This is a genomic window from Burkholderia sp. SRS-W-2-2016 (assembly GCF_001931485.1).
In the GTDB taxonomy this organism is placed as follows: domain Bacteria; phylum Pseudomonadota; class Gammaproteobacteria; order Burkholderiales; family Burkholderiaceae; genus Paraburkholderia.
In genome coordinates this window covers 23,149-46,640 of the sequence record NZ_MSDV01000072.1, presented here as the reverse complement: position 1 = coordinate 46,640, position 23,492 = coordinate 23,149, and the positions used below count along the sequence as shown (strand labels likewise).

Sequence of the window (23,492 nt, the reverse complement as noted above, 5' to 3'; positions counted from 1 at the left end):
CATCGCCTGGCGCGCCTCGGCTAAGATCACGCCTATGAAAACAGTTACCGAAATCGAGAAAATCGCGCCGGCCGCGCGGGATCGCCGCCAGCGTGTCCAATCGGCGTCAACCGGCTTGCTGGTGCTGAAGGAACTGGCCGCGTCGGGCGGGCGCGCAACCCTCACCGCGCTGGCCGCGAGACTCGGCGAAAATCCCGCCAAGGTGCATCGCTATCTGGCGAGCCTGATGGAAGAGTCGTTTGTGACGCAGGACAAGGGGACCCAGCAGTACGTCTTGGGGCCGCAATGCATCGCGATCGGCCTCTCGGCCATGCGCATGGCCGATCCGATCCGTCTGGCGGAACCGTCGCTGATACGCTTGCGCGAGCGCCTCGAAGTGACCTGCTTCGTAGCGATCATGGGCAATCGGGGACCGACGATCATGCGCTTCGAAGAACCCGGCTTGCCCGTGACGGTGAACGTGCGCGCGGGCTCGGTGATGTCGCTACTTTGGTCCGCTACCGGAAGGCTTTTTCTCGCCCTGCTCGATGAAAAGCGCGTGCGGAAACTGGCGGAAGAAGAACTGGCTGCCACGCCCGCCGAACTGCGCGCGCAACTCGACGGCGTCGATCCGATTGGTCAATTGCAGCGCGAGATTCGGGCTGCCGGTCTGGCCGTGGTGCACGACACGAACCTGAAAGGCATCAGCGCAGTCTCCGCACCGCTATTCGATGCGAACGGACACATCTGCGGGGCAATCACAGCGTTGGGCGCAACGGGCGGGTTCGACGCGTCGCCGGACGGTCTTATCGCCAACGAGTTGCGCCACGAAGCCGCGAAGATCAGCGCGGAATTGGGCTACCAGGCGTGATTGCGTCGGTGGAACCTCATTGCCGACAGGCGTGACCCGGCTGCGGCAGGAATAGCCCCCTTCGCCGCGGGTCGCGACGACATTCGCGCGGTAGACAGACGAGTGGCACGCCACATGCTCGGCGCCGTTCTACACCGCCACGAATCCGTCACCGCCCCTCGAATGCCCATGACCACCCAACCCGCAGTCTTCATCGACATGGACGGCACGCTGCTCGAAGACGTGCCCTACAACGCCGACCCCGCGCTGATGCGTTTCGCGCCGGGCGCGCGCGAAGGGCTCGCGCTGCTCGCCGCGTATCCGCTCACGCTGTTCGTGATCAGCAATCAGGCCGGCGTCGCGCTCGGCAAATTCGACGAGGCCGCGTTGCTCGACGTCGAAAACCGCCTGCAGCACATGTTTGCCGAATGCGGCGCGAAGCTCGCGGGCGTGTATTGGTGCCCGCATCATCCGCAAGGCAGCGTCGCGCGCTACGCGCTCGCCTGCGATTGCCGCAAGCCCGAGCCGGGCATGCTGCTGCGCGCGGCGCAGGAGCATCGACTCGATCTGGCGAACAGCTGGTTCATCGGCGACGTTCTCGACGACGTCGAAGCGGGCAATCGCGCCGGCTGCCATACCGTGCTGCTCGACAACGGTCACGAGACCGAATGGCGGGTCGGCCCGCAACGCGTGCCCGGCATGCGCGCCGCCAATCTGCACGAGGCCGCGCAACACGTGGTGCTGCACGGGATGCCGGCGGGCGCCGCCGCGCGCCGCAAGGGAGCGATCCAATGAATGCGCCGCTGCTGCATGGCGGTGTCACCGCGCGCCGCAGCCGTGCGGACTCCGAAGAGTCCGGCTGGGGTGTGGAAGCGCGCTCGTTCTCGGATGTGTCGGTGGTGGTGCCCACCTACCGGCGCCCGGCGATGCTCGCGAACTGTCTGCGCGCGCTGTGCGCGCAGCAACTGGCGCCGGACCGCTACGAGATCGTGATCTGCGACGACGGCCCCGACGACGCCACCCGCGCATGCGTCGAACGCTTCGCTCGCGAACAGGCACCGCGCGGCCTGGAAATTCTGTACGTGCCGGTGACCCGCACCCAGGGGCCGGCCGGCGCGCGCAACGCGGGCTGGCAGCACGCGCGCGCGTCGCTGATCGCGTTCACCGACGACGACACGCTGCCCGACCCGCACTGGCTGAGCGCCGGGATCGCCGCGCTTTCGCACGGCGCGGCGGCGGCAGCCGGCACGATCGTCGTACCGCTGCCGGCACTGCCGGAACTGCCGACCGATTACGAAGCGGACACCAGCAGCCTCGCGCGCGCCGAGTTCGCGACCGCGAACGTGTTCGTCACGCATGCGGCGCTGGTCGCGACCGGCGGCTTCGACGAGCGCTTCACCTGCGCGTGGCGCGAGGATTCGGACCTGCAATTCACGCTGCTGAGCGTGGGCGGCAAGATCGTCCGCGCTTCCGACGCGATCGTCGTCCACCCGGTGCGGCCCGCGCGCTGGGGCGTGAGCATCGGTCAGCAGAGGAAGAGCCAGTTCGACGCGCTGCTGTATCGCAAGCATCCCGAACTGTTTCGCGCGCGGATTCGCTCGCGGCCGCCGCTGCTGTATTACGCGATCCTCATCGCCGCGCTGGTCGCCGTCGGCGGGATGTTCGCGCAGCAAGCGGCGGTGGCGACAGCGGGCTGGCTCGCATGGTGCGCGCTGACCGGCTATTTCTCGGTGCTGCGGCTACGCCGGCGCAACCACGGCTGGCGCCACATCGCCGAGATGGTCTGGACCTCGATCCCGATTCCGTTTCTATCGATCTTCTGGCGGCTGTACGGCGCCATTCGTTTCAAGGTGTTCTTTCCTTGACTGCATCGTCGCTGCCGGCGGCGCTCGCGGCGCGCTGGATCGTCGTATCGTCGTGTTGCGTCGTGTTGCGCGCGCGAGTTGCTCGGGTGGGAGCCAACTACTTCACTTGCGGCTACGGAAAAAAAGAGCGGCCACAAAGGGCCGCTTGGGGAGCAGTGCCGCGGAGGCCGCTCAAAAGCCATGCCGCGAAGGGCGAACGGGCAATGGCATTTCTATAAGCGTTTCAGCGGCGCGCGAAGCGGCGCCGCCATCGGCAACCGGCTACTTCGTGCGCCTACACGCGCCGGATCGGCGACTCGGTGTCGCTCATCAGCACGGTCATCGGTCCGCCGCTCAACGCGGCCGAAATCACCGCGAGACGATCGGGCGGGCAATCGACCAGATCCACGCTCAGCGATTCGCGTCCGCCCGTGCAGTTCACATGCGCGGACCAGCCGCATACCTGGGCTCGCTGTTCGATCAGACTTTTCCAGACTGCAATCACGCGTAGCGATCCGGGGCTCGCATAGACAGTCAGACGTTTCACTTTCACGGCTGCAACACGGCGACACGCCGCGCCTCGTTCCGGTCAGATGGCAATCGACAGGCGTGCGTTGAGATTAGTCCGACCAGCTTTCACTGCAAAGCATCATGCTTCGTCCGTAACGGCAGCGTTACGGACATAGGCGGACGGGTTGGCGCGCGCGTTGCTATGCGGACGCCATCGCGGGAATATCAACGGAAATTACGCGGGTTGCGTATCGCCGCGAATCCGCATCACGGTCTGGCGCGACGTGCCGAAGCGGCGCGCAACTTCACTGACCGACTGGCCACGTCCGAGCGATTGCAGCACGCGCTCACGCTGCTGTTCGGACAGCGACGGCGGTCTGCCGGTGTGCTTGCCGTTCGCGCGCACGGCCGCGAGGCTGTCGCGGCTGCGCAGGCTGCGGCAGGTCGCATCGAGCCGCACCAGCGCGCGCAACGCCTTCACCGCCGACGGCTCCGGCCGACCCGCGAGATCGGTATGGCCTACCTCGACGCATTTCAGCGAGACGGCCGCCTTCCGGCACTGCATCACGGTGGCGAGGATGTCGCGCGCGTTGCAGCCGAGCGCGGCCAGTTCGAGTACCACCAGCGTGTCGCGCGGCGCGAGCCGGCGAATCAGGCTCTGCAGTTCCGGCCGCTCGCGCGCCGGCAGATAGGTCGGCACATCTTCGTTCGCGAGGCGCGCGAGCGTGACCATATAACCGGCCTTGTCGAGACGGATCAAAGCCTGCTCGCGGCGCACGGGATCGTCTGCGCCGAATAGATAAATATGTACTTTTTCCACGTCGCCCTTTCACGTAGTCGCAATCCGCGATGCGCGGCGCTCACGGCTGCCGCTGGCCGCCCTGGTGCTGCGGCGGTTTCTGATTCTGCTGTTGCTGTCCGCTTTCCCGGGCCGGTTGCGCGGGGTTGGCCGGTTGCCGATTCGTGTCCTTCTCGGTACTCATCTCGTTCTCCTATTCAAGGTGGCTAACTAACTGTCGAGGTCAGGACCATCGTGAATAGTTCGCAACGAGCGTTCCCGGGCGGCCAACTTGCAAATACCAACCTGCAAATGCCAATAAGCGCGCGCACGGCTCACGGAATTCACGCATGAATTACGGGTCGAGCGCAATCGCTTTCCATACCTAGTACGTGAGATAAGCAGCCGTGATCGGCGTCGATATAACTGCCGTTATACAGCGCGTGGGTCAGCGTGATAGCCAGTTCGGAGAGGCCGAAGGCTCCCGTGAGATGGGCCTGTGCGAGGCCCTCATTTACGGGGTCGGCAGTTGATGACCGGGCGGCGGGAAGTTGTCGAGACCGGTTTCGAGCACCTGCAACCGCTGCATCAATTCGCCCTTGTGCCGCTGCAGCAGCGTCAACTCGCGCCGAAGCGTGGCGAGCGCCTCGCGCAACAACGGCTCGTCGCCGTCACCGAGGCGCTGTTCCATCCTGACGAGGGCCGCGCTGCGCACCCTGATCTCGCTGCTCACGCTGATCGCATCCGCGAGCACATCTTCTATGCGTACCGACATCGTCTCCCTCACCGGGCAAGTTTTTCACTGCGTTCGAATGACCTCACCGCGACCTAGGTTCCGGCTTGCACCCGCGCCGGGCGCGCTTCGTCCGGCGCGGGGCCGGAGGGAAAAGAGCGGCTAGCCGGCACGCGGCACGATCGCCATGAGCGCTTCCGGAGAAACGCTGTCCCCGAAATTCGCGGGGACGACGCAGTATAGAAACAAGGCGGGACAGCGCGAACTGTCCGTAAATGCCGGCTAATGGACAGCGGGGAGTTCGCGCGCCGCGCTCAGCGAGCGGATGCGGATACCTACTCAGCGAGCGGACGCGGTCACGCGCACCGGAATCGACTTCGCGCCCGGCACCTTGCTCTCCTTCGCGTAATGCCATAACGGCAGCAGCGGATTGCACTCGGGGTAAAAGCCGCCGATGCACCCCTCGGGCACGTCGAACGACATCACGCTAAAGCCGTCAACGCGACGCTCGACGCCGTCGTCGGCAATCGTTTCGAGGGCGATCCGGTCGCCCGCCGCGAGTCCGCGTTTTGCCATATCGGCGGGGTTCATCAGCACGACCATCCGCGAGCCCTTCACGCCGCGGAAGCGGTCGTCGAGGTTGTAGATCGTCGTGTTGAACTGGCCGTCGCTGCGCAGCGTCATCAGCCGCAGGGAACCGGGCTCGCGCTCGGGCATGTCCGGGTCTTCGCCGAGCGCCTCGGGCACCATGAATTCGGCCTTGCCGCTTTTCGTTTTCCAGGTGCGCTCGCGCGCCGGCAGCGGCCGCACCACGCCGCCCGGTTTCCACATGCGCGTCTCGAAGTCCTCGAACATCTCCGGCCACGTCTTGCCCATTTCGACGCGTACCCGCGTGTAGTCGTCGCGCCACGCGTCCCAGTCGACGGTCGAGCGCTCGCCGAGCGTCGCCTTCGCGATCCCGGCGACGATGAACGGCTCCGAGCGGAGGGTCGGCGCGGCCGGTTCGACCACGCCGTGCGAACCATGAAAACACGCGGTGCTGTCTTCCATCGACACCGCCTGCTCGCCGCCCGCCTGCCGGTCGATCTCGATGCGACTCAGACACGGCAGCATGTACGAGCGCTTGCCGGGCAACAGCTGGCTGCGATTGAGTTTGGTGGTGATATTGACGGTCAGCGGCAGTGCCGACCATGCGGGCTCGATCCGGTAGCGGTCGGGCACCGAGCGCACGAGGTTGCCGCCGAGGTTGACGATTGCGTTCAGCTTGCCGTCCAGCAGCGCCTCGAACGCTTCGACAGTATTCATCCCCTTCTCGCGCGGCGGTTCGAACAGGAACTGTCTGGCTAGCTGATCCAGCGGCGCAAGTTCGGGCTTTTCGGTGATGCCGACCGTGCGCTGTCCCTGCACGTTCGAGTGCCCGCGAATCGGCGACGGCCCCGCGCCCGGCTTGCCGACATTGCCGCGCAACAGCAGCAGGTTGACCAGCATCCGCACGTTCTGCACGCCCATCCGGTGCTGGGTGAGTCCCATCCCGTAATGGGCGGTCACCGCATTGGCCTTCACGTATTCGTCGGCGGCCTCCTGCAGCGCCGCGCGCGGCAAGCCGCTGACGCGTTCGATATCGTCCCAGCTCGCATCGCGCGCGTACTGCGCGAAGCTCTCATAGCCATTCGTATGCTCGCGGATGAACTCGCTATCGACCACCCGCGGCGCGCCCGCGCTGAGCGCGCGATCGTCGGCCTCGATCACCAGCTTGCAGATGCCGAGAAGCGCGGCAGTGTCGCCGCCGGTCTTAACCTGGTGGTACTGAGTGCTGATCTGCGTATCGTGCGGCGTCAGCATATCGACCGCCGACTGCGGGTTCGCGAAGTGCAGCAGCCCCGGCTCGCGCAGCGGATTGAACGTGATGATCGGCACGCCGCGTTTGCGCGCGTCCTGCAGGTGATGCAGCATGCGCGGGCTGTTGGTGCCGACGTTCTGGCCGAAGAAGAACATCAGATCGGTCTTCTCGAAGTCCTCCAGCATGACCGTGCCGACACCGACGCCGATCGCTTCCTTCAGCCCGACCGCCGTGCTTTCGTGGCACATGTTCGAACTGTCGGGCAGATTGTTGTTGCCGTACATACGCGCGAACAGCTGCAGCATGTACGAGGTTTCCAGCGACGCGCGCCCCGACGTGTAGAACACCACGCTGGCCGGATCGAAGCCGCGCAGCTCGGCGCCGATTTCCGCGAACGCCTGCTCCCACGCTATCGGCACATAGCGGTCCGTGGCCGGGTCGTAGCGCATCGGCTCGGTCAGGCGGCCCGCGTCCTCGAGATCGTGGTCGTGCCATGTCGCCAGCTCGCTGACCGTATGGACTTCGAAGAAGTCGGGCGTCACGCGTTTCGCGGTGAGATCCCACGCGGTGGCTTTCGCGCCGCTTTCGCAGAACTCGAAAGTGTGCGGATCGGCCGGTTTGGCCCACGAACAGCTCACGCACATGAAGCCGTCCGGCTTGTTCTGCCGCATCAGCACCTGGCTATTCGCGAGCGGCACTTTCTCCTGCAGCAGGATCGACGTGACCGCTTTCAGCGAGCCCCACCCGCCCGACGCATACGGATACGCGTCGCTCTTTTGCTGTTTGCTCATGGATCCACCCTTCGTCGATTACATACATATCACGACGTGATGGATCAGCACGCAGCGTTCCCGGCTGGGAGCCCGCGCTGCGTGCGGTGGAGATTACTTCGGCTTATAGGAGAACTTCTGACCGCCGACACTTGCCTCGTACATCAGCCCACCCTTGGCCACGGTAAAGACCGCCATGCCTTTCCGGTAGACGCCCGCCGTTTTGGCGTCGTTCTTGCCGCCGCTGACATTGGCGGACGTGCCGGTCGAGCCCGTCTTTGCGCCCGCGGCCGCGGTGATCGCGATCGCATTGGCATCCGCGCCGAGTTCGAAGTTGCCGTCGGTGAATTCCTTGAGCGCCCGTTCGTCCTCGAACAGAATGAGTTCGCTGTACACCTGGCCACCCAGTTGCAGGCCGACGGTGAGCTGAGTCATCGTCGCATCGCCGATATAGTTTCCTTGCTCATAGACGCGGCCCTTGCCGCGCGCGCCTCCGATCCCGGCTCCTCCCTTGGCGATCTTCGGAAACACTGCGTACGCATAGGCACTTTGCAGAAACGTGCCGCTTTCTCCCGCATTCTTGAATAGCTTGAGTGTCTCCGTATATTCGTCGGCCCGCGCGACGGAAACAGGCAATAACAGCAGGATTGCGAGCATCAACATCAGACGTTTGAGCATCACATGTTCTCCATGAATTGGTCGCATTCAAACACTGCCGTGGAGTATTCGCCTACCATCCGCGACTGAGCGCGGTATTGCTGATCGTGCGCAAACAATCGTATCGGTCCGGCCGCGCAAATAAATGACAAAACCCAGGCTGCAACGAACAGTTCGCGCGATAGCGCCGCCGCGTGTCAAAACGCGGTGTGGAAAATCATCTGCTTACTGCCTATATTGCAAAGCGGGCTCGAACGGTATGCGTTTCGTGAGCGAAACTAACCGTTTAACGAATTAGAAATCGGAACTCTTTCAACGGTACGGACAATGGGGGTGTATTAAGCGGGTTCATTGCGTCGCGACGAACAGATCGAGGAGGTAATACCGAAATGAAATATCCCTTTTTCGTCTCCGTGTTGGCACTCGCCGCGTGCGCGAGCCCAGGTCCAGAACAAGGCAGCTCCATCGGCCAAAGTCAGCAGCCGCCCGCCGCGGTCGCGCGCTGCATCGCCACGGGTTGGGCAAACGCCTCACAGCAGACGGTCTACATGGAGCATCAACTCGCCGGTGACCGCTCTTTCAACGTCTATGTACCCGGCCAGCGGCCACCCGGCGGTGCGGCGGCGCTGGTGCGTCCGAACGGCGCCGGTTCGTCGGTCGGATTCCGGGGCGAGGGAGGTGCCGCCGCCGGTTCGGTGAGCAAATGTCTATAGGCGTACCCGTATAAAAAGCGCACGGTGTCCATCGCAAAGCGGATCGCTATCGCTGCGGTGCGCAGCAGCGGAACCTGCGTTGCACTCGGACGAAACACATGTTTGCCCGGCCGCTTGGCGCATTGGTCGTTGCGTGCGCCGTTACCGCATGCGTCGCGCCTGCGTCGACGACCCCCGCGTCCGACTACAGAACGCGCGCCGCCACGCGTAGCGAGAACGGCATCCGTGTGTCGGCGGCGGCGCTTTCATCGGACGAGAGTGCCGCCGCTTATGGTGTCGCGCTCGCCAGCAAGGGCGTCCAGCCGGTCTGGATCGAGGTGCGCAACGACACCGACGTCAGCTATTTCCTGCTGTCGCCGGGAATCGATCCGGATTTCTTCGCCGCGTCGGAAGTCGCCGAGGCATTTGCGCAGCACGGTCACCGTGAGCGTGCCGCCGAACCCGACGCGCGCTTTCGCGAACTGGCCTTCCATAACCCGGTATTGCCCGGGCGCACCACATCCGGCTTCGTGCTGACCCAGCTACGCGAAGGGGTCAAGGTCGTGCAGGTGGATCTGGTCGCGAGCCGGCGCGCGCTCACGATGCCGCTGTTCGTGACGGTTCCCGGCTTCCAGGCCGACTACAAGACCAGCGAAGTGTTCATGCGCGAGCTGTATCCGCGCGAATCGATCGTCGACTATACGGACGACGAAGCATTGCGCACCGCGCTCGAAGCACTGCCCTGCTGCACCTCCAATGAAGGCGGGACGAAGAACGGCGATCCGCTCAATCTGGTGATCGTGGGCGGCCTCGACGACGCGTTCCCCGCGCTGGTGCGGCGCGGCTGGACGCCGACAGAGGAAAAATGGACGGGCGCCATCATGAGGATGGTGAGCGCGGCGCTGGCCGGAGAGCCCTACGTGAACGCGCCGGTCAGCGACCTTTACCTGTTCGGACGGCCGCAGGATCTCGCGTTGCAGAAAGCCCGCGACACGATTCACGAACGCAACCATCTGCGGCTCTGGCTAAGCCCGTTTCGATACCACGGCAAACCCGTCTGGGTCGGTCAGATCAGCCGCGATATCGGCGTTCGGCTCACGATTCACACACCGACGTTCACGACGCACAAGATCGATCCGGATGTGGACGAGGCGCGCAGCGCGCTCACCGAGGATATGGCGTATTCGCAGAGCCTGATGAAGCTCGGCCTCGTGAAGGGAGGCCCGGTGGCACCGCCGGACGCGCCGCGCGAAAACCTGACGACGGACCCTTACTACACCGACGGCTACCGGATGGTGCTCGTGTTCGACCAGAAGCCCACCTCGCTGGCGGGCATCGTCTTTTTCCCGTGGCACACGTCGGCTGCTCGCGACAGTTCTCGCGCGGGAGCCGACCGATGAATGCGTCGCGGCGGGTATATCGTCTGGTCGGATACCCGGTGTGCTGGGTGAGCCTGTGTTTCGCGCTGGCCGGCTGCTCGACGTGGCAAAGTCCAGCTAGCACCGACGCTTCGCCGCTGCGCGCGCGTGCGGTAACGGCAAGCGGTCGCGATGTGCGCGTCAGCGCGGCAGTGCTCGGTTCCGACGACAGCAAGCGCATGTTCGGCGCCGATCTGAATGCCGCCGGCATCCAGCCGGTGTGGATCGAGGTCGTCAACACGAGTTCGCAGCCGTTATGGTTGCTGCGCACGGGCACCGATCCGCGCTACTTCTCTCCGCGCGAAGTAGCGTGGTCGATGCATTCGCTACTCGGCGGTGCAACCAACGCGCGGATGGACGAGTACTTCGACCAGCTCGGTTTCAGAAACCCGATTCCGGCCGGCGCGACACACTCGGGACTGCTGTTCACGAACCCCGATCGCGGCACGAAGCTCTGCAACATCGATCTGTTTGCCGACAGAACGCTGATCGCCTTTTCGCTTTTTCTGCAGGTGCCGGACGATGCCGGCAATCCGCGCTTTCACGAGACGCTGTTCCACTATGCCGATGCCGAGGTCTCTGACTACGACGACCTCGACTCCCTGAGAGCCGCCCTCGAACGCCTGCCGTGTTGCGCGACCGATGCCGGCGCAACCGCGCCGGGCGATCCGCTCAATGCGGTGTTCGTCGGTCCAATCGACAACATCGGCGCGGCCTTCGTCCGACGCGGCTACCACAACTACAAGCACGACTTCGATTTCGCGCAGCGGCTGTACGGACGCGAGCCCGACATCGTGCTGCGCAAGCGCGAGCCGGTCGGCGCACCGGCAACCCGGCTACGCGGCTGGCTCGCGCCGGTCCGTTTCCGCGGCCAGGCGGTCTACGTCGCGCAGATCGGCCGGCCCGTCGGCGGACGCTTTACGTCCGGCGAGCCCGCGAGCGGCGCGCTGCAAGCGGACGTCGACGAAGCCAGAAACCTGCTCGTGCAGGACATGGTGTATTCGGGCGGGCTGGAGCGGCTCGGCTTCGTGTACGGCGTCGGTCCCGTGCCGGCCTCGCATCCGCGGACCACGCTCGACGGTTCGAGCTGGCACACGGACGGTTTGCGAGCCGTGCTGTTTTTCGCAACGCGGCCGCTCGGACTGGCGGACGTCGAATTTCTCGATTGGGTACCGTACCTGCATCCGGCCGACCAGGAAAAAGCCAAGGAGAAAAGCGATGAACGCCGGTGATCCGTGCGCCGACTCGCGAAGTGAGCGGCGGCGCACGCATGCCCGCGCGCTTCGCGCGTTGCGGGACGCCGCGCTCCGCGTCGCGCCGCTTGCGCCGATTGCGCCGATTGCGCTGTGTGTCGCGCTCGGCGCGTGCGCGAGCAAACCGCTGGTCCCGTATTCGACCGACACGCCGCCGCTGGTGCTGGTCCCCGCTTCCTATGCCGGCGTGCACGACGACCGGGGACGCTTTCGCGAAATCTATTGCGCGGTGCTCGCGGCTCGCGGACCCGGGCTGCCCGACTACCGGCCCTGCGAAGACGCCCTCACGCGCGTGGGTAGCGAGCCGGCCGGCTCCGGTCGACCGGTCGAGTTGGGTCAATCCGGCCGGCACCTGGTCGCGGCGATCGTCGCCGGTATCGGTTACGACTGCTTCAAGGCGTGGCTCGATCCGCCCGGCAGCGTCGCCGCGCATTTGCGCCAGTTCGGTTACGACGCGACGGTGCTTCAGGTCGATGCGTTATCGAGTTCCGCGCATAACGCGCGCGAGATTCGCGATGCGGTAATGGCGATGCCCGCGCAGCCGGGGGCTGCGCGTCTCGTGTTGATCGGTTACTCGAAGGGCACGCCCGACATCATGGAAGCGCTGGTCGCCTATCCGGAGATCCACAGCCGCGTCGCGGCGTTCGTCAGTGTGGCCGGCGCGGTAGGCGGGTCGCCGCTCGCCAACGACGTCGAGCAGTATCACGCGGAACTCTTGCAGTACTTTCCGGGCGCTCAGTGCACCGAAGGCGACGGCGGCGCGGTGCAGAGTCTGCGGCCCGCCACGCGCCGGGCGTGGCTCGCGCAGCATCCTCTTCCGGCCGATCTACACACCTACTCCATTGCGACATATCCGCAGCCGGCCCGCATCTCGTCGATTCTCGAATCGAGCTATGACAAACTCGCCCGCATCGATACGCGCAACGACAGTCAGGTCATCTTCTACGATCAGATCGTGCCCGGCAGTGCCTTGCTCGCGTACGTGAATGCGGATCACTGGGCGATTGCGGTGCCGATTGCGCGGACCCATCCGACCGTGGGCGCACTCTTCGTCACGCAGAACGCTTATCCACGGGAAGCGCTGACGGAGACGATCCTGCGTTTCGTCGAGGAAGATCTCGCGTCTTTGCCGCGCTGAGATCCGCCGGCCGGAATTTTTCTATTCGTCCATGCGCCCATTCGTCTATTCGCCCATGCCCGGCAATCTTCATTCAGAAAGGCGCGTCAATGATAAAACCATGCTCCCTGTCGCCCCGGAATCCGAGTTCTTCATACAGCATGTGAGTCAGATCCCGTTGCGTGCCCGACAGTAGAACGACCTTGCAGCAGTCCAGATGCCACGCGACGTCCAGCGCGAACGCCAGCATTTGTTGTCCGATGCCTTTGCGCTGAAACTGCCCGGCGGTCACCACGTATTCGAGCAGTCCAATCGGCCTGCTCGCGCGTCCGATATTCGCCAGAAGCGCCAATCGGCAGGTGGCGACCACGCGCTCGTCGAGCCGCGCGACGATCAGCCGGAGGTGCGGTTGGCCGAGCAGGCTTGCCAGCGCTTTTTCCGCTTCTCCGCGGGCATAGGCGGGATATTGCGGTCGCAGCACCGCGTAGAGCGCCAGCAGGTCATCGAGATCCGAAACCGTCGCGAAGCCGAACTCGATGCTTGCCATGACACTCTCCGTTCGTTCAAACCTGTCTGCCTGTCACGGGGATGCTGCTGCGACCGTCTGCGCGTTTCAGTTTAGGTATACGGAGCCGTCGCGGCGGCTGCATTTTCAGGGAGTCGTGGAAAACCACTGGTGTACTGACTATATTGAAACCACCTCCCGCAACGACACGCAGTAATTCTGTAATTCAAAGGGGGTTCTCGACATCCGCCGCCGCGCGTATCGATCCGCGCGGGCGGATACGAACTGGCGGGCAACGTGGCGGGATAAGACGAAGCGCAACCGGACCTAACATGCGGTTTCTATAACGAAGATGAAATCATGGTGATCCGGAATGTCAGTGAGTTTTTCGGCAGGATCTTTTTTCAGCGCTGCTTTTATCTGTTTATCGTGCTGATGCTTTTTATCTGCGCCGCGCCTTTCGTCGAACCGACTCCGATCGGACGTTTTGCGATCAACTGCGCGAACGCATTTATTATCATTGCCGCCGTCGCGTCGGTGGGGCGATCGACGCTGTCGTTCACGATCGCCGTGCTGCTCGGCATGCCGGCGCTGGCGTATCAATGGATTGCGATCGCGGGCACCGATCCGCATGCGATGGCGAAATCGTGGGCGTTCGGCGCCTTGCTCTATGCGACGACGATCGCCTATCTGCTGCGCTACGTGTTCCGTCGCGAGGTGATGACCGCGGACAAGCTATTCGGCGCCGCCTCGGCCTATCTGTTGATCGCCGTGTTCTGGTCGTTTCTCTATGCCCTGATCGCGTACTTCTACGCGGGCTCGTTCGCGCTATTCGGCAATGCCGCGTCGTTGACGTTCTACGATCTCGTCTATTTCAGTTTCACCGTGCTCACCAGCACCGGCTTCGGCGATATCACGCCGCTCAGCCGTCAGGCCCGCGGAGTCTGCGTAGTCGAACAGATTGTCGGCGCGCTCTTCGTGGCCATTCTGATTGCGCGGCTCGCGGGGGTTTATCCGCCGCGCGAGGAACTCGGCAAATCCTGACTCGGCCGGCAAAAAAAAGCGACCAGCCGTTATCGGGCATGGTCGCCACGCGCCGCCCGGGCTCCCCGGCGCCGTTACTCCGCGAACAGGTCCGGCCCGAACACCTCGTAGTGAATCTTCGACTCGTGAATATCGAGCGCCTTCAACGCATCGTGCTGGATGCGCATGAACGGCACCGGTCCGCAGATGTAATAGTCGGCGTCGGGCAGCAGAATGTCGTTGCGCAGCTTGCCCAGATCGACGAAACCCGCCTGATCGTAATCGGCGCCCTGCACGTCGGTATCGAGCGGCGAATCGTAGAACACGATCGCGCGAAAGTTCTTGTGCGTCGCCGCGGTCTGGCGCAGACGGTCGCGCATTGCATGCACCGCGCTGTTGCGCGCGCCGTGAATGAACACCACCTGGCGCCGCGGGTCCTGAATCGCGCGCTTGAGCATGCTGACCATCGGCGTCAGGCCGACGCCGCCGCTGATCAGCACGAGCGGCGTCGTCGCGTTGACGTCGATATAGAACGTGCCGAACGGCGCGGCGAGTTTCACTTCGTCGCCGACGCTCACGTGCTCGTGCAGCAACGACGACACATAGCCGGGCGGCCGCGTCGCGTCGCCGTCCTCGCGTTTGACCGAAATGCGGTACGTGTAGCCATTCGGAATATCGGACAGGCTGTACTGACGAATCTGTTGCAGGCCGAGCGCGGGCACGTCCACCGCGATGCCGATGTACTGCCCCGGCTCGAAGTTGGCGACCGGCTGGCCGTCTTTCGGCTCGAGAATGAACGACGTGATCACGCTGCTTTCCGGCCGCTTGTCCTTGACGACGAAAGTGCGCCAGCCGTTCCAGCCGCCGAGTTGCGCGCCGCGGCTCTCGCGCAGTTCGCTTTCCATCCCCATCAGCACGTCGGCCAGATTGCCATAGGCCTGCGCCCACGCGGAAATGATCTCGTCGGTCGCGGCGTCGCCGAGTACTTCCTTGATCGCGCCGAGCAGATGTTCGCCGACCACCGGATAGTGCTCCGGCTTCACGTCGAGGCTCGCGTGCTTGTTGGCGATATTGCGCAGCACCGCGGCGAGGCTGCCCGGGTCTTCGATGTTCTCCGCGTACGCATACACCGCGCGCGCGAGCGCCTCCTGCTGCTGCCCCTGCTCCTGATGCGCCATGTTGAATACGTTCTTCAGCTCCGGATGCGCTTCGAACAGCCGCGTATAGAAGCGCGAGATGATCGCGTAACCGTGCTGGGCGAGAACCGGCGCGGTGGCTTTGACGATGTCCTTTGTTTTCTGCGTAAGCATTGCTGTCCTCCTGCGCTAAGGCGACTGGTTGACTGGCACCCGGGGGCGGCGCGAATCGGATTGCGGCCGCAAAGCGGGCACTTCGGGAGCGTTTATTCGCGACTTACACGAACGGTATGGTGGCACTTCCAGATGCGCAAGTCGCCGCCTTTTATCCGCCCTCGCCGCATCGCGCGAACTGCCTCTGTCCGGAACGCTCGCGGTTCGGACAGGCCCTCGCCGGCGCGCCGCCGCCGGCCCCACCAGGGCCGCGAAAAACGCGCCGAAGCAACGCTGTCCCAGCGTCCATCAACCTGTCCGCTGAGCACGGGTTACGGACATCGGCCGCCGATGTACGCGGGCACCGCCCCCAGCGTATTCTTGACCCCGCATTTTGAGATAACGCGTGAGCCGGCAGGAAACAGAAAAACAGCACCGGCGCCCCGAACCTGGAGGTTCCGCACGTAATTAAAAACTTCAGGAGACGACATGCTGAGCCCCCACGAATTTGCGGTACTGATGCTGGTCAGGGCGTCGCCCGACCAGACCGATGTCACCCGCGCAGAGTTCAGCGCACTGCTCGACCTGCAACTGGTGGCAATGGAGCACAGCGCGTCGGGCGTGCATCGCCCGCGCGTGACGAATCACGGCGAATCCCTTCTGCGAAACATGATGCGGGAACGTTGACCGGCGCGCCGGCCGACTGCCCTCGCGACGCTGCGCGAACGGGCGGCATGGCCATCCGCCCGCTCGCGACAGGCACAAACGTGGAGAGCAATTCAGTGAAATCCGTGCGCAATATCAACGACGCGGCAAAGGATCTGGCACACATCGGCGCCGTGGTGCTGCGCCTCGAACAGCTGGCGCACAGCCAGCGAGCCGACTGGCAAACCACGGTCGTGACCTTGCCGGAGTACTGGCGCGCGCGCGTCGTCGCGAACGCGGCGATCTCGCCGGCGCTCGAACCGCAGGTCCGCAGCCTGCTGGCGCGGCTCGAAGCGATCGAGCGGCTCGGCGAACCGCGCGGTTAGCGCGGTTAGCGCGGTTAGCGCGGTTAGCGCGGTTGATCGCGCTGGGCGCGATCAGTGCGCTCCGTGCGCTCGATGCGCGCCGGCGTCAGGCCGCCAGCTTCAGCGCCTGCGCGAAGTCGGCCAGCAGATCGTCGATATCTTCGATGCCCGCCGACAGCCGCAGCATGCCGTCCGAAATCCCCATCGCCTTGCGGGTTTCCGCGCCGGCTTCGAAGAAGATCGTCGGCGCGACCGGAATGATCAGCGTGCGCGTGTCGGCGAGACCGGTCGCCTTGATCGGCAGCTGCAACGCGTTGACGACGTCGATCATGCGCTCCGCATTCAGCAGTTCGAACGACAGTAGCCACGACGCGCCCTTGAACAGCTTCTGCGCGACCTCGTATTGCGGATGGCTCGGCAAGCCCGGATAGAACACCTTGCCGATCGCCGGGTGGCCTTCGAGAAACCTGGCGAGCGCGAGCGCGTTGTCGCTGCTTTGCTTCACGCGCAGCGCGAGCGTTTCCGCGCCGAGCGCGATCGAATGCGCCTGCTCGGACGACAGCGACCCGCCCATATCGCGCAGACCCTTCTTGCGAATTTGCAGCAGACCCTGTTCTTTGGCGGCCGAACGGCGATAGTCGTCGGCGATGTTCGGATACGCGCTCCAGTCGAACAGGCCGGTATCGGTGACCGCGCCGCCGAGCGCCGCGCCGTGGCCCGCGATCGTCTTCGTCAGCGAGTTGACGACGAGACTCGCGCCGACCGCCTTCGGCCTGAACAGCGCCGGCGACGTGATCGTGTTGTCGACCACGTACGCGAGGCCGTGCTCGCGGCACAGCGCGCCGATCCCTTCGAGGTCGGGAATCTGCGTGCCCGGATTGGCGATGGTCTCGACGAACACCATCCGCGTGTTCGGACGCACCGCGGCGCGCACCTCGTCGATCGAGCAGGCGTCGACGGTGGTCACTTCGACGCCGAGCGTGCGCAACGTGCCGAACAGGCTGTTGGTGTTGCCGAACACGTAGCGGCTCGCGAGCAGGTGGTCGCCGGCGCGCAGCAGCGTCAGAAAGGTCGCCGTGATCGCGGCCATCCCGGTGCTGAAGCAGACCGTGCCGACGCCTTGTTCGAGACTCGTGATCTTGCGTTCGAGCGCCGCGGTGGTCGGGGTGCCCTGGCGCGCGTAGTTGAAGCCGCCTTTCTTGGTGCCCTGGAACACGCCGATCAGATCCTCGACGCGCTCGAAGCCGTATTGCACCGAGGTATGAATCGGCTGACGCACGCCGCCGTGCTCAGAGCCCGCGATCCGGTCGCCGTGAACGATGCCGGTGGTAAAGCCTTGTTTGTCCATCCCTTCTCCGCTGTCTAGTCGATAACGTTCGGCCGCTGAGCGTGAGTCCGCTCAGCGCGCCTGCCAATCTTCGGCGCGGCCCGCCGCGCCACCGAAACCCGGTGGGCGCGCCGCGCGCGCCATCCCGATATTCTCCCCTGGATCGCGCGCGCGGGTAAGTTTGACCTCGTATGAGCGGCGGCCGGCGACAGCGGGCGGCGGTGGCGGCGGGCATGGCGGAGGTGGCAACCCGCGAGCCGACTCGTGACGCGCGCCCGGCAGGGTCGGCGTGCGCCCCCCGGCCTCGAGGAGAACAGCCATGTCCGATAACGCTTCATCTCGCGAAAAGCCGCCCCGAACACGACGCGATGCGCGCTACGATCGCCAGGCTGCGCGCGATGGGCCCGGAACGCGCCGCGTACGATGGCCTGTTTCAGCAGTTGATGCGCGAGGTCGTGCATCACGTCGTCGACGGTATGGTCAATGCTATGCCCGGGTGTCTGACTGACAGCGAGTGCTTGTCGTTATCAGTAAATTTTATTTTTGGCAAACCACATTCGGATGCGTTCGGCAGCAGTAATGCCGTTGTCCAGGACAGCCTCAGCTTCGATAAAGAGCATGAGGTCTGCTTCCGGACACGGCGTACCAAGCATGAAGTAAGTCATATAGAGCATCCGCATGCAGACTCGTCATCGTCTCACCCGTCCCTTCTCCGGATCGGAAGACGGCCACAGCAAGATGGCCTTCCAGCGAAATATCGCGCAGCAGGTCGGCAGGCAGTGGCAACAGCATGTCCTTCGTACGTGGAGTCCGTGCACTGCTTCTCTTTCGTTTCATGGTGTCGGCTACTGCGGCAATCCGATCCGCTGCTGCTCCTGGGCGATGAAATCGGCGGCGATGCGGTTATAGGCAGCGGGCTGGACATCCTCAACATTGCCCACGGCGAAATACTCGCCGGCATAGACCGCGCCGTTGTACTCGACGTAGCTCGCGCTACCACCACCCGGCGCGAGATAGCGGTAACCACCCAGACTCTGGATCGTGCCCCCTGTACTTGGCTGCAACTGCTCAAGCGAACTGAAGCCGTTGCTGCCCGTCGAAATGTTGAACCACAGATGGGGTGTCAGCACCTTTTCCGTATGCTGGATCATCTGCGCGCCGGCCGGCAGGGGCGTCGTGTCCTGCCCTAGCAGGGCGTAAAGGCCATTCGTCGCGGGCCCCCTGTCGTTTGCCAGAGCCTGTCCGAGAGGCTGGCCAGACACGTCCTGCGACGTTAACGTGATCTCGTACAGGGGCGCGGACATGCCGTTCATGCCGAACTGAAATCCGTTCGCCGTTTTGCTGAAGAGGCGGGCATTGTCGCCAATGTCCGTGTAGGGCGTGTTGTTCGATGTAAAGAGACCCTCCGCAGTGATATAGCCCTCCCTGTAGTACTGCTGTGTGTACGGTCCGGCGACAGCTGCGGTTGTCTCGCTGAAGACCGTATCCGAAACGGCGTTCACACCGAAAGACGTGCGCCCGGTGGCAACAGGTTTGCCCGCGTTCCAGTTGGCGCCGAACTGGTAGTAGCCCGAACCGCTGCTGTTCAGAAAGATACTGTCGAACAGGCTCACGGCCACCGCGCCCGGCGCAGCGTTGCTGCCAGCCGCATCGGCGTTACCGGTAATGCCTGTCGCAGGATCGCCATCCCCGCCACCACCGCATGCAGTGAGCGCCATGGCCGTGACAGCAGCCAGCAAGGCATGACGCGTCAGTGCCTTCGAACAGATCAATCGACTTTTTGTGAGCATCAACCACTCCTTTTTAAATGATCCTGGCCGGACAGACGACAGCCAGAACGTCCACGTGAAAGCGGGATCAGAACTGCGCAGTCAACTGGAAGCCGACCGTCACGCGCGCAGTGGGGAAATCCGACGGCTTGTAGATCGGCGTCCCGGCAAACAGGTCATAGACGAGCGCACCGGCTTTTGCCGATACGCTGCCGCGCACACCAATGACCGCGCCTGCCAGTTGCGTACCGGTGAGATACGCCGCGCTTGGGCCAAACACATGGCCATAGTCGACGCCTGCGTACAGTGCCTGCCCCGTCGATCCAACCGGTAGCTGCAGTTCGTTGCGCCAGAAGAAACCGCGTTCGGCCGCGAGCATGGTTTCGCCGTCGAAGCCACGCACCGTGTAGCGGCTGCCAATGGTCAGGTCATCGATATAGTTCAGCGTATTGTTCGTGAACTGCCCATGCACGCTCGTCACGTAGCGCAATGGCTGGCTTGCAATCCTGAATGGCACCGACAGGTTCGCGTCGAGCACGGCCATGTGAAATCGGTACGTTGGACCGCCGCCCACGTAGTCAGGTCCATGAAAATCGGGCTCTGCCCCGAGTCCACCCACACCCTGGCGGTACGCGAGAGTGCCGTCGAACTGCGCATTGCCAAAGTAATGACGATCGGTTAGCGCGGCCTCGATGAAGGTGTTGTTGCGGTGTTGCTGCGGGATATCGGTGTCTTCAATGAAGCTTTCACCGAAACGCTTCGTCAGACGGAACTGCGCACCGAGCACGTTGTTCTGGCTGCGCATCAGGACACGCGCCAGCTTGAAATCGACGGTCTGCGAATTGCCACTCGACACGAAGGTCTGGTTAGCGCCCGCGATCTGCTGATAGTACGTGTTCGTGTAGGCCGACAGCGTGCCGGTCCAGTAGCCCCACGGGACGGAATAGAAGCCATTCCAGCCGTGGGAGCCGAGCGTCTTGTCGCCGAATTCGAGATCCTGCGTTACGCCCACGTTGAAAATGTCGTTCAGGCCGAGGGGATTGTCGATACCGACGCTCAGGCTGCCTTGCAGTTTGCCGGTGGCGCGCGTGCCGGAGTTGTCGATGGATGCGACCACCGTCCACGGCTTCGTGCGTTTCACCGAAATCACGACGTCGCTTTCGCCGGGGACCTCGGTCGGCACGATCTGCATGTCGACGTCCTGGCTCGGGACACGTTTCATCTGTTCGAGGCCCTGTTCAAGATCGCGCAGGTTCAGCAGATTGCCGTCGCGAGTGGGGAAAGCGGACTTCCAGCTGCCACGCGTATCTGGATCGGCGAAGCGGATCTGCCTGATCACGCCTGGCACGAGCGCGAATTTCATCGCACCGCTCGACAGATCCTGCTCGGGCAGCAGCACTCGCGTCGTGATATAGCCGCGACTCAAAATCTGTTGTTGCAGCGCCTTGGTGAGCATATCGACACCCTGTTTGCCGATGCATTGACCGCGGTAATGGTCGAGCCATTCGCGCACGAATGCGAAGCGGTCCTGCGGGAGCGCGGATGCTCCCTGTTTCCGTACTGCGTCCGGCAATGTCGCCGGCACATCAAGCACGAACGAGTCAATGCGGAAGCACGGCGTTTCGGCCGGCAGTTCGGACCAGCCAGAGGCGCGCGCGACCGTCGAACGCACCGAAGATGCATTGACAGTCGCGTCACGTTCCTGCGCACTGCGTTGCTGCTCGACCTGCTGGTTTTGCTCTGCGTTTGCGCGTGCCGCGGCCGCTTTGTCCGCCGGTGTGGGCGTGGGCGTTTGCTGCGCGAAGGCGAGCGATGCCAAAGCTGTGAGCGGCAGGGCCGCCAGCCTTCTTTTAATTTCCATTGGGATAGCTGTTCTACTTACAAGGGATAATCGGCACGTTCGCCGAGCCGACGCTATACGAGGAGCGTAGAACGCCTTACCCTCGATGGGCTTCGAGTTCGATTTTCTTCAATACGCCCGTCTTCTCGTCAAAATAGAAATTTGCCGACTTGCTTGTGCCCGTTGGGACTGATGCAAACCCGACGATTACGTACGCGGTCGATTTATACGAGTAAGTCCAGACCTCCATCGACCCGGCAGTAATCTTCTTATCGGGCGGACCAAATTGGCCAACCACGTCATCTCGGGTCGTGACCTCGAGTTTGAACTGATCGACCAGTGACTCTTGTGTCGCGTCCTCAAGCTTCATATTCCCCGTTCTCTGACCAGAACTGAAAGCACAACCAGTCATTCCCGCAACCAGCACAGCGATTACAATTATCTTATTCACAATACAATCCAATTAAAAACTAGCCTAACTAACCCAAGATCAAAATGGCGGGGCATTCAAATTGATTCAACGGCATTCCGCCCGCAACAAATCGCCGAAGACGGAAATGCCTCCGCCCACCAGCGCACCACTCAAGCCCGCCAGCACGTTTGACGTCACATTGCCCAGCGTCATGGAGCCGGTCGCGCTGCCGACCTCATCGGCCAGAACATTCAGCTTTCCGGCCAGCGCCGACGACATCCCGGCGCCCGCCGCTCCCGCCGCCGCCGAGCCAATCCGTCTCCCGCAAGACCTCCAAGCATCACGCCACCGGCAACGTGCATCCCCATGCGATCTGTCACGCCTCTGCTCAGATCGAACGACTCTACAAACGGCAGACCCGACCGCGGCCAAGGTTGACTATCATTGATCGCCCTCGCTGGAAACTGAACGACTACGCTCCTCCTGTTTCATCGCGCGAAATTCCTTGATCAATTGGTATGTCACCCCGCCGAACAGAATTACGTAAAGCGGCACTCCAGCCAGTGCAGGTCTCCAGCCGGAACCATGAGCGACAGATATTGCCAATGCCACGGCAACCACTCCAATGGCGCCGGCGTAAGCGATTAGCGCTCGAAGAATCAGTTTCTTGAGCTGCTTCTCATACTCGGTCGAAAACGGTTTCATTTGCTTGCCTCACCTTGCGTTACAGCATTCTGTATTGGTCCCGCTGCACCTTGAATCAAGTTATTCAAGAAGTTGCCGACAGAACCAGGAAACATAGCCTTCACCATGCTTCCCGTTGCAGCAGCTCCAGTGGCAAAGCCAGCAGAAATATCTGAACTACTTCCCGTCATCCCCGCGGTGCCAAACGCCCCCACCCCGGCCACAGCCGCGTTATATCCGTTGGCTCCTATTTTTCCGGCCAGTCCCATTCCCGAAATTGCAGCATCACCTATCGCGAAGGGATACGTTAGACCGCCAACGACCCCAGCGATATACGAGTTCGTAAAGCTTGGCGCGTCCTTTGTAAGTCCTGTTGCATAACTGTAAACGCTCCCCGCGAAATCAAGGCCACCTGCAAGCCCAGCTGCTATTAGCGCATTAGGGCCGAGAGCGGTTACTGCTGCAGCCGGGGCCCCATAAATAGTCACTGTCTTTAAGTTCTCCGAAGCCAGCGCAGCATTGTCGCCCTGAGCGTGAATCGCCGCATTCAGCGTCGCATCGCTGCACTGCGCGCCCGCACCGCATACGCTCGACACAAGATCCTTGCCCATTCCGAACGGGTTGCCTGTGCCGCCCTTGCCATCGGCGTTAGTGGTGCTGCGGTTAACAAGGTTCCACGCAGCCAACCGGAGAAATTCCCCTCTTCGATCAACTTCATTGTTTCGCCCCATTCGGATTAAAAATCGGATTCGATTTCTGGGTTATCCAATTTTGAATCGTTGTCGCAACCGAAACATCGCATCGACTCCTTTCGACACGTCGACACGAATCCGTTGGTGCAGGCGAACGATAATGGCAACCCGCCAGCGACTCATGCGCCTGACGACGCTCGCCCAGACCCGGCAGGGACAGGCGTATACCTACCTTCTTCCCATGACTGCGCATTGCAGGCAGGTGGCTTGAACACGCCAGCTTCGAACCCGGGCAGCGCGTGAAGATCGAGGTCCAGTTCGGCAGACTCGTCATAACGTCAAACTGAACAAAGTTTCAAACAACAATCCTAGCTGCGGGCCGGGATTGTTGTTTATGATTTTCTCACTTTTAGCCAAGTTATCAGTGTGAAGCTTGCCGCAATAGTGAGCGAAATCCAGACGATCGCACCAAGCCCCCCCCATCCAACAGAGTATTGCAA

27 protein-coding genes are annotated in these 23,492 nt (G+C 63.1%); 11 read left to right on the top strand and 16 right to left on the bottom strand.

All coding sequences use genetic code 11. The features are described from left to right. Window positions 1-34 precede the first annotated feature (34 nt). The 3 genes from BTH42_RS29910 (at window position 35) to BTH42_RS29900 (ending at window position 2,694) form a co-directional block, all read left to right on the top strand. Complete coding sequence (locus tag BTH42_RS29910; protein WP_075304785.1) at window positions 35-850, top strand: IclR family transcriptional regulator; 816 nt, start codon at window positions 35-37, stop codon at window positions 848-850. A 168-nt stretch (window positions 851-1,018) separates the two neighbouring features. Further along, window positions 1,019-1,624, top strand: coding sequence for an HAD family hydrolase (locus tag BTH42_RS29905; RefSeq protein ID WP_083654980.1), 606 nt, complete (start codon window positions 1,019-1,021; stop codon window positions 1,622-1,624). After that, the gene (locus BTH42_RS29900; protein ID WP_075304783.1) at window positions 1,621-2,694 is read left to right on the top strand and encodes a glycosyltransferase family 2 protein; all 1,074 of its coding nucleotides are present in this window, start codon (window positions 1,621-1,623) and stop codon (window positions 2,692-2,694) included. The genes BTH42_RS29905 and BTH42_RS29900 overlap by 4 nt, the downstream gene beginning before the upstream one ends. 274 nt (window positions 2,695-2,968) lie before the next feature. On the opposite strand, the gene BTH42_RS29895 is transcribed toward BTH42_RS29900, so the two are convergent. The 6 genes from BTH42_RS29895 to BTH42_RS29875 all read right to left on the bottom strand — a co-directional run bounded on the left by BTH42_RS29895 (window position 2,969) and on the right by BTH42_RS29875 (window position 7,982). Further along, window positions 2,969-3,220: a hypothetical protein gene (locus BTH42_RS29895; RefSeq protein ID WP_256702401.1), complete on the bottom strand. Its 252-nt coding sequence runs from the start codon at window positions 3,218-3,220 to the stop codon at window positions 2,969-2,971. 198 nt (window positions 3,221-3,418) lie between these two features. Continuing rightward, window positions 3,419-4,003 (bottom strand): recombinase family protein, encoded by a 585-nt coding sequence (locus BTH42_RS29890; RefSeq protein WP_075304781.1) that lies wholly within the window; start codon window positions 4,001-4,003, stop codon window positions 3,419-3,421. 40 nt (window positions 4,004-4,043) lie between these two features. After that, complete coding sequence (locus tag BTH42_RS36175; protein ID WP_256702399.1) at window positions 4,044-4,166, bottom strand: hypothetical protein; 123 nt, start codon at window positions 4,164-4,166, stop codon at window positions 4,044-4,046. A 309-nt stretch (window positions 4,167-4,475) separates the two neighbouring features. Then, entirely contained in the window at window positions 4,476-4,736 is a 261-nt protein-coding gene (locus BTH42_RS29885) for a hypothetical protein (RefSeq protein WP_075304780.1), read from the bottom strand. Between the two features lie 297 nt (window positions 4,737-5,033). Beyond that, window positions 5,034-7,325: an FdhF/YdeP family oxidoreductase gene (locus tag BTH42_RS29880; protein WP_075304779.1), complete on the bottom strand. Its 2,292-nt coding sequence runs from the start codon at window positions 7,323-7,325 to the stop codon at window positions 5,034-5,036. Window positions 7,326-7,418: 93 nt separating this feature from the next. Further along, complete coding sequence (locus tag BTH42_RS29875) at window positions 7,419-7,982, bottom strand: YSC84-related protein (protein WP_075304778.1); 564 nt, start codon at window positions 7,980-7,982, stop codon at window positions 7,419-7,421. Window positions 7,983-8,350: 368 nt separating this feature from the next. Here BTH42_RS29875 and BTH42_RS29870 point away from each other — a divergent pair, with 368 nt between their 5' ends. The 4 genes from BTH42_RS29870 (at window position 8,351) to BTH42_RS36170 (ending at window position 12,462) form a co-directional block, all read left to right on the top strand. After that, window positions 8,351-8,674, top strand: a complete 324-nt coding sequence (locus BTH42_RS29870) for a hypothetical protein (protein ID WP_075304777.1) — start codon at window positions 8,351-8,353, stop codon at window positions 8,672-8,674. Between the two features lie 98 nt (window positions 8,675-8,772). Then, window positions 8,773-10,053 carry an LssY C-terminal domain-containing protein gene (locus BTH42_RS29865; protein ID WP_075304776.1) on the top strand — a complete coding sequence of 427 codons (1,281 nt, stop codon included), beginning with the start codon at window positions 8,773-8,775 and terminating at the stop codon, window positions 10,051-10,053. Continuing rightward, window positions 10,050-11,303 carry an LssY C-terminal domain-containing protein gene (locus tag BTH42_RS29860; protein WP_075304775.1) on the top strand — a complete coding sequence of 418 codons (1,254 nt, stop codon included), beginning with the start codon at window positions 10,050-10,052 and terminating at the stop codon, window positions 11,301-11,303. Before BTH42_RS29865 ends, BTH42_RS29860 begins: the two co-directional genes overlap by 4 nt. Continuing rightward, the gene (locus tag BTH42_RS36170; protein WP_256702398.1) at window positions 11,290-12,462 is read left to right on the top strand and encodes a triacylglycerol lipase; all 1,173 of its coding nucleotides are present in this window, start codon (window positions 11,290-11,292) and stop codon (window positions 12,460-12,462) included. The genes BTH42_RS29860 and BTH42_RS36170 overlap by 14 nt, the downstream gene beginning before the upstream one ends. Window positions 12,463-12,535: 73 nt before the next feature. On the opposite strand, the gene BTH42_RS29850 is transcribed toward BTH42_RS36170, so the two are convergent. After that, on the bottom strand, window positions 12,536-12,988 hold the full coding sequence (locus tag BTH42_RS29850; protein WP_075304774.1) for a GNAT family N-acetyltransferase: 453 nt from the start codon (window positions 12,986-12,988) through the stop codon (window positions 12,536-12,538). A gap of 318 nt (window positions 12,989-13,306) precedes the next feature. Here BTH42_RS29850 and BTH42_RS29845 point away from each other — a divergent pair, with 318 nt between their 5' ends. Further along, window positions 13,307-13,990, top strand: a complete 684-nt coding sequence (locus BTH42_RS29845) for a potassium channel family protein (RefSeq protein WP_075304773.1) — start codon at window positions 13,307-13,309, stop codon at window positions 13,988-13,990. A 74-nt stretch (window positions 13,991-14,064) separates the two neighbouring features. Here BTH42_RS29845 and hmpA read toward each other — a convergent pair whose 3' ends face one another. Next, window positions 14,065-15,279 carry an NO-inducible flavohemoprotein gene (gene hmpA, locus BTH42_RS29840; protein ID WP_075304772.1) on the bottom strand — a complete coding sequence of 405 codons (1,215 nt, stop codon included), beginning with the start codon at window positions 15,277-15,279 and terminating at the stop codon, window positions 14,065-14,067. Between the two features lie 468 nt (window positions 15,280-15,747). Between hmpA and BTH42_RS29835 the strand changes: the two genes are divergently transcribed. After that, window positions 15,748-15,945, top strand: coding sequence for a hypothetical protein (locus tag BTH42_RS29835; RefSeq protein WP_075304771.1), 198 nt, complete (start codon window positions 15,748-15,750; stop codon window positions 15,943-15,945). Next, the gene (locus BTH42_RS29830) at window positions 15,942-16,289 is read left to right on the top strand and encodes a hypothetical protein (protein WP_256702397.1); all 348 of its coding nucleotides are present in this window, start codon (window positions 15,942-15,944) and stop codon (window positions 16,287-16,289) included. The genes BTH42_RS29835 and BTH42_RS29830 overlap by 4 nt, the downstream gene beginning before the upstream one ends. Window positions 16,290-16,374: 85 nt before the next feature. On the opposite strand, the gene BTH42_RS29825 is transcribed toward BTH42_RS29830, so the two are convergent. From BTH42_RS29825 to BTH42_RS35090, 8 genes are all read right to left on the bottom strand, one after another. After that, window positions 16,375-17,616 carry a cystathionine gamma-synthase family protein gene (locus BTH42_RS29825; RefSeq protein WP_075304769.1) on the bottom strand — a complete coding sequence of 414 codons (1,242 nt, stop codon included), beginning with the start codon at window positions 17,614-17,616 and terminating at the stop codon, window positions 16,375-16,377. A 506-nt stretch (window positions 17,617-18,122) separates the two neighbouring features. Further along, a complete protein-coding gene (locus BTH42_RS35680) occupies window positions 18,123-18,260 on the bottom strand; it encodes a hypothetical protein (protein WP_178392264.1) in 138 nt (45 codons plus the stop codon). 180 nt (window positions 18,261-18,440) lie between these two features. Continuing rightward, window positions 18,441-19,385: a hypothetical protein gene (locus BTH42_RS29815; protein ID WP_075304768.1), complete on the bottom strand. Its 945-nt coding sequence runs from the start codon at window positions 19,383-19,385 to the stop codon at window positions 18,441-18,443. A 67-nt stretch (window positions 19,386-19,452) separates the two neighbouring features. Next, a complete protein-coding gene (locus tag BTH42_RS29810; RefSeq protein ID WP_075304767.1) occupies window positions 19,453-21,225 on the bottom strand; it encodes a ShlB/FhaC/HecB family hemolysin secretion/activation protein in 1,773 nt (590 codons plus the stop codon). Window positions 21,226-21,301: 76 nt separating this feature from the next. Further along, a complete protein-coding gene (locus tag BTH42_RS29805) occupies window positions 21,302-21,574 on the bottom strand; it encodes a hypothetical protein (protein ID WP_256702396.1) in 273 nt (90 codons plus the stop codon). A 147-nt stretch (window positions 21,575-21,721) separates the two neighbouring features. Then, entirely contained in the window at window positions 21,722-21,895 is a 174-nt protein-coding gene (locus BTH42_RS35675) for a hypothetical protein (protein WP_178392263.1), read from the bottom strand. A gap of 162 nt (window positions 21,896-22,057) precedes the next feature. Next, window positions 22,058-22,321 carry a hypothetical protein gene (locus tag BTH42_RS29800; protein WP_075304766.1) on the bottom strand — a complete coding sequence of 88 codons (264 nt, stop codon included), beginning with the start codon at window positions 22,319-22,321 and terminating at the stop codon, window positions 22,058-22,060. Then, on the bottom strand, window positions 22,318-22,911 hold the full coding sequence (locus BTH42_RS35090) for a hypothetical protein (RefSeq protein ID WP_143752258.1): 594 nt from the start codon (window positions 22,909-22,911) through the stop codon (window positions 22,318-22,320). Before BTH42_RS35090 ends, BTH42_RS29800 begins: the two co-directional genes overlap by 4 nt. Before the next feature lie 326 nt (window positions 22,912-23,237). Here BTH42_RS35090 and BTH42_RS29795 point away from each other — a divergent pair, with 326 nt between their 5' ends. Continuing rightward, the gene (locus tag BTH42_RS29795) at window positions 23,238-23,339 is read left to right on the top strand and encodes a SymE family type I addiction module toxin (RefSeq protein WP_305954811.1); all 102 of its coding nucleotides are present in this window, start codon (window positions 23,238-23,240) and stop codon (window positions 23,337-23,339) included. Window positions 23,340-23,492: the final 153 nt, after the last annotated feature.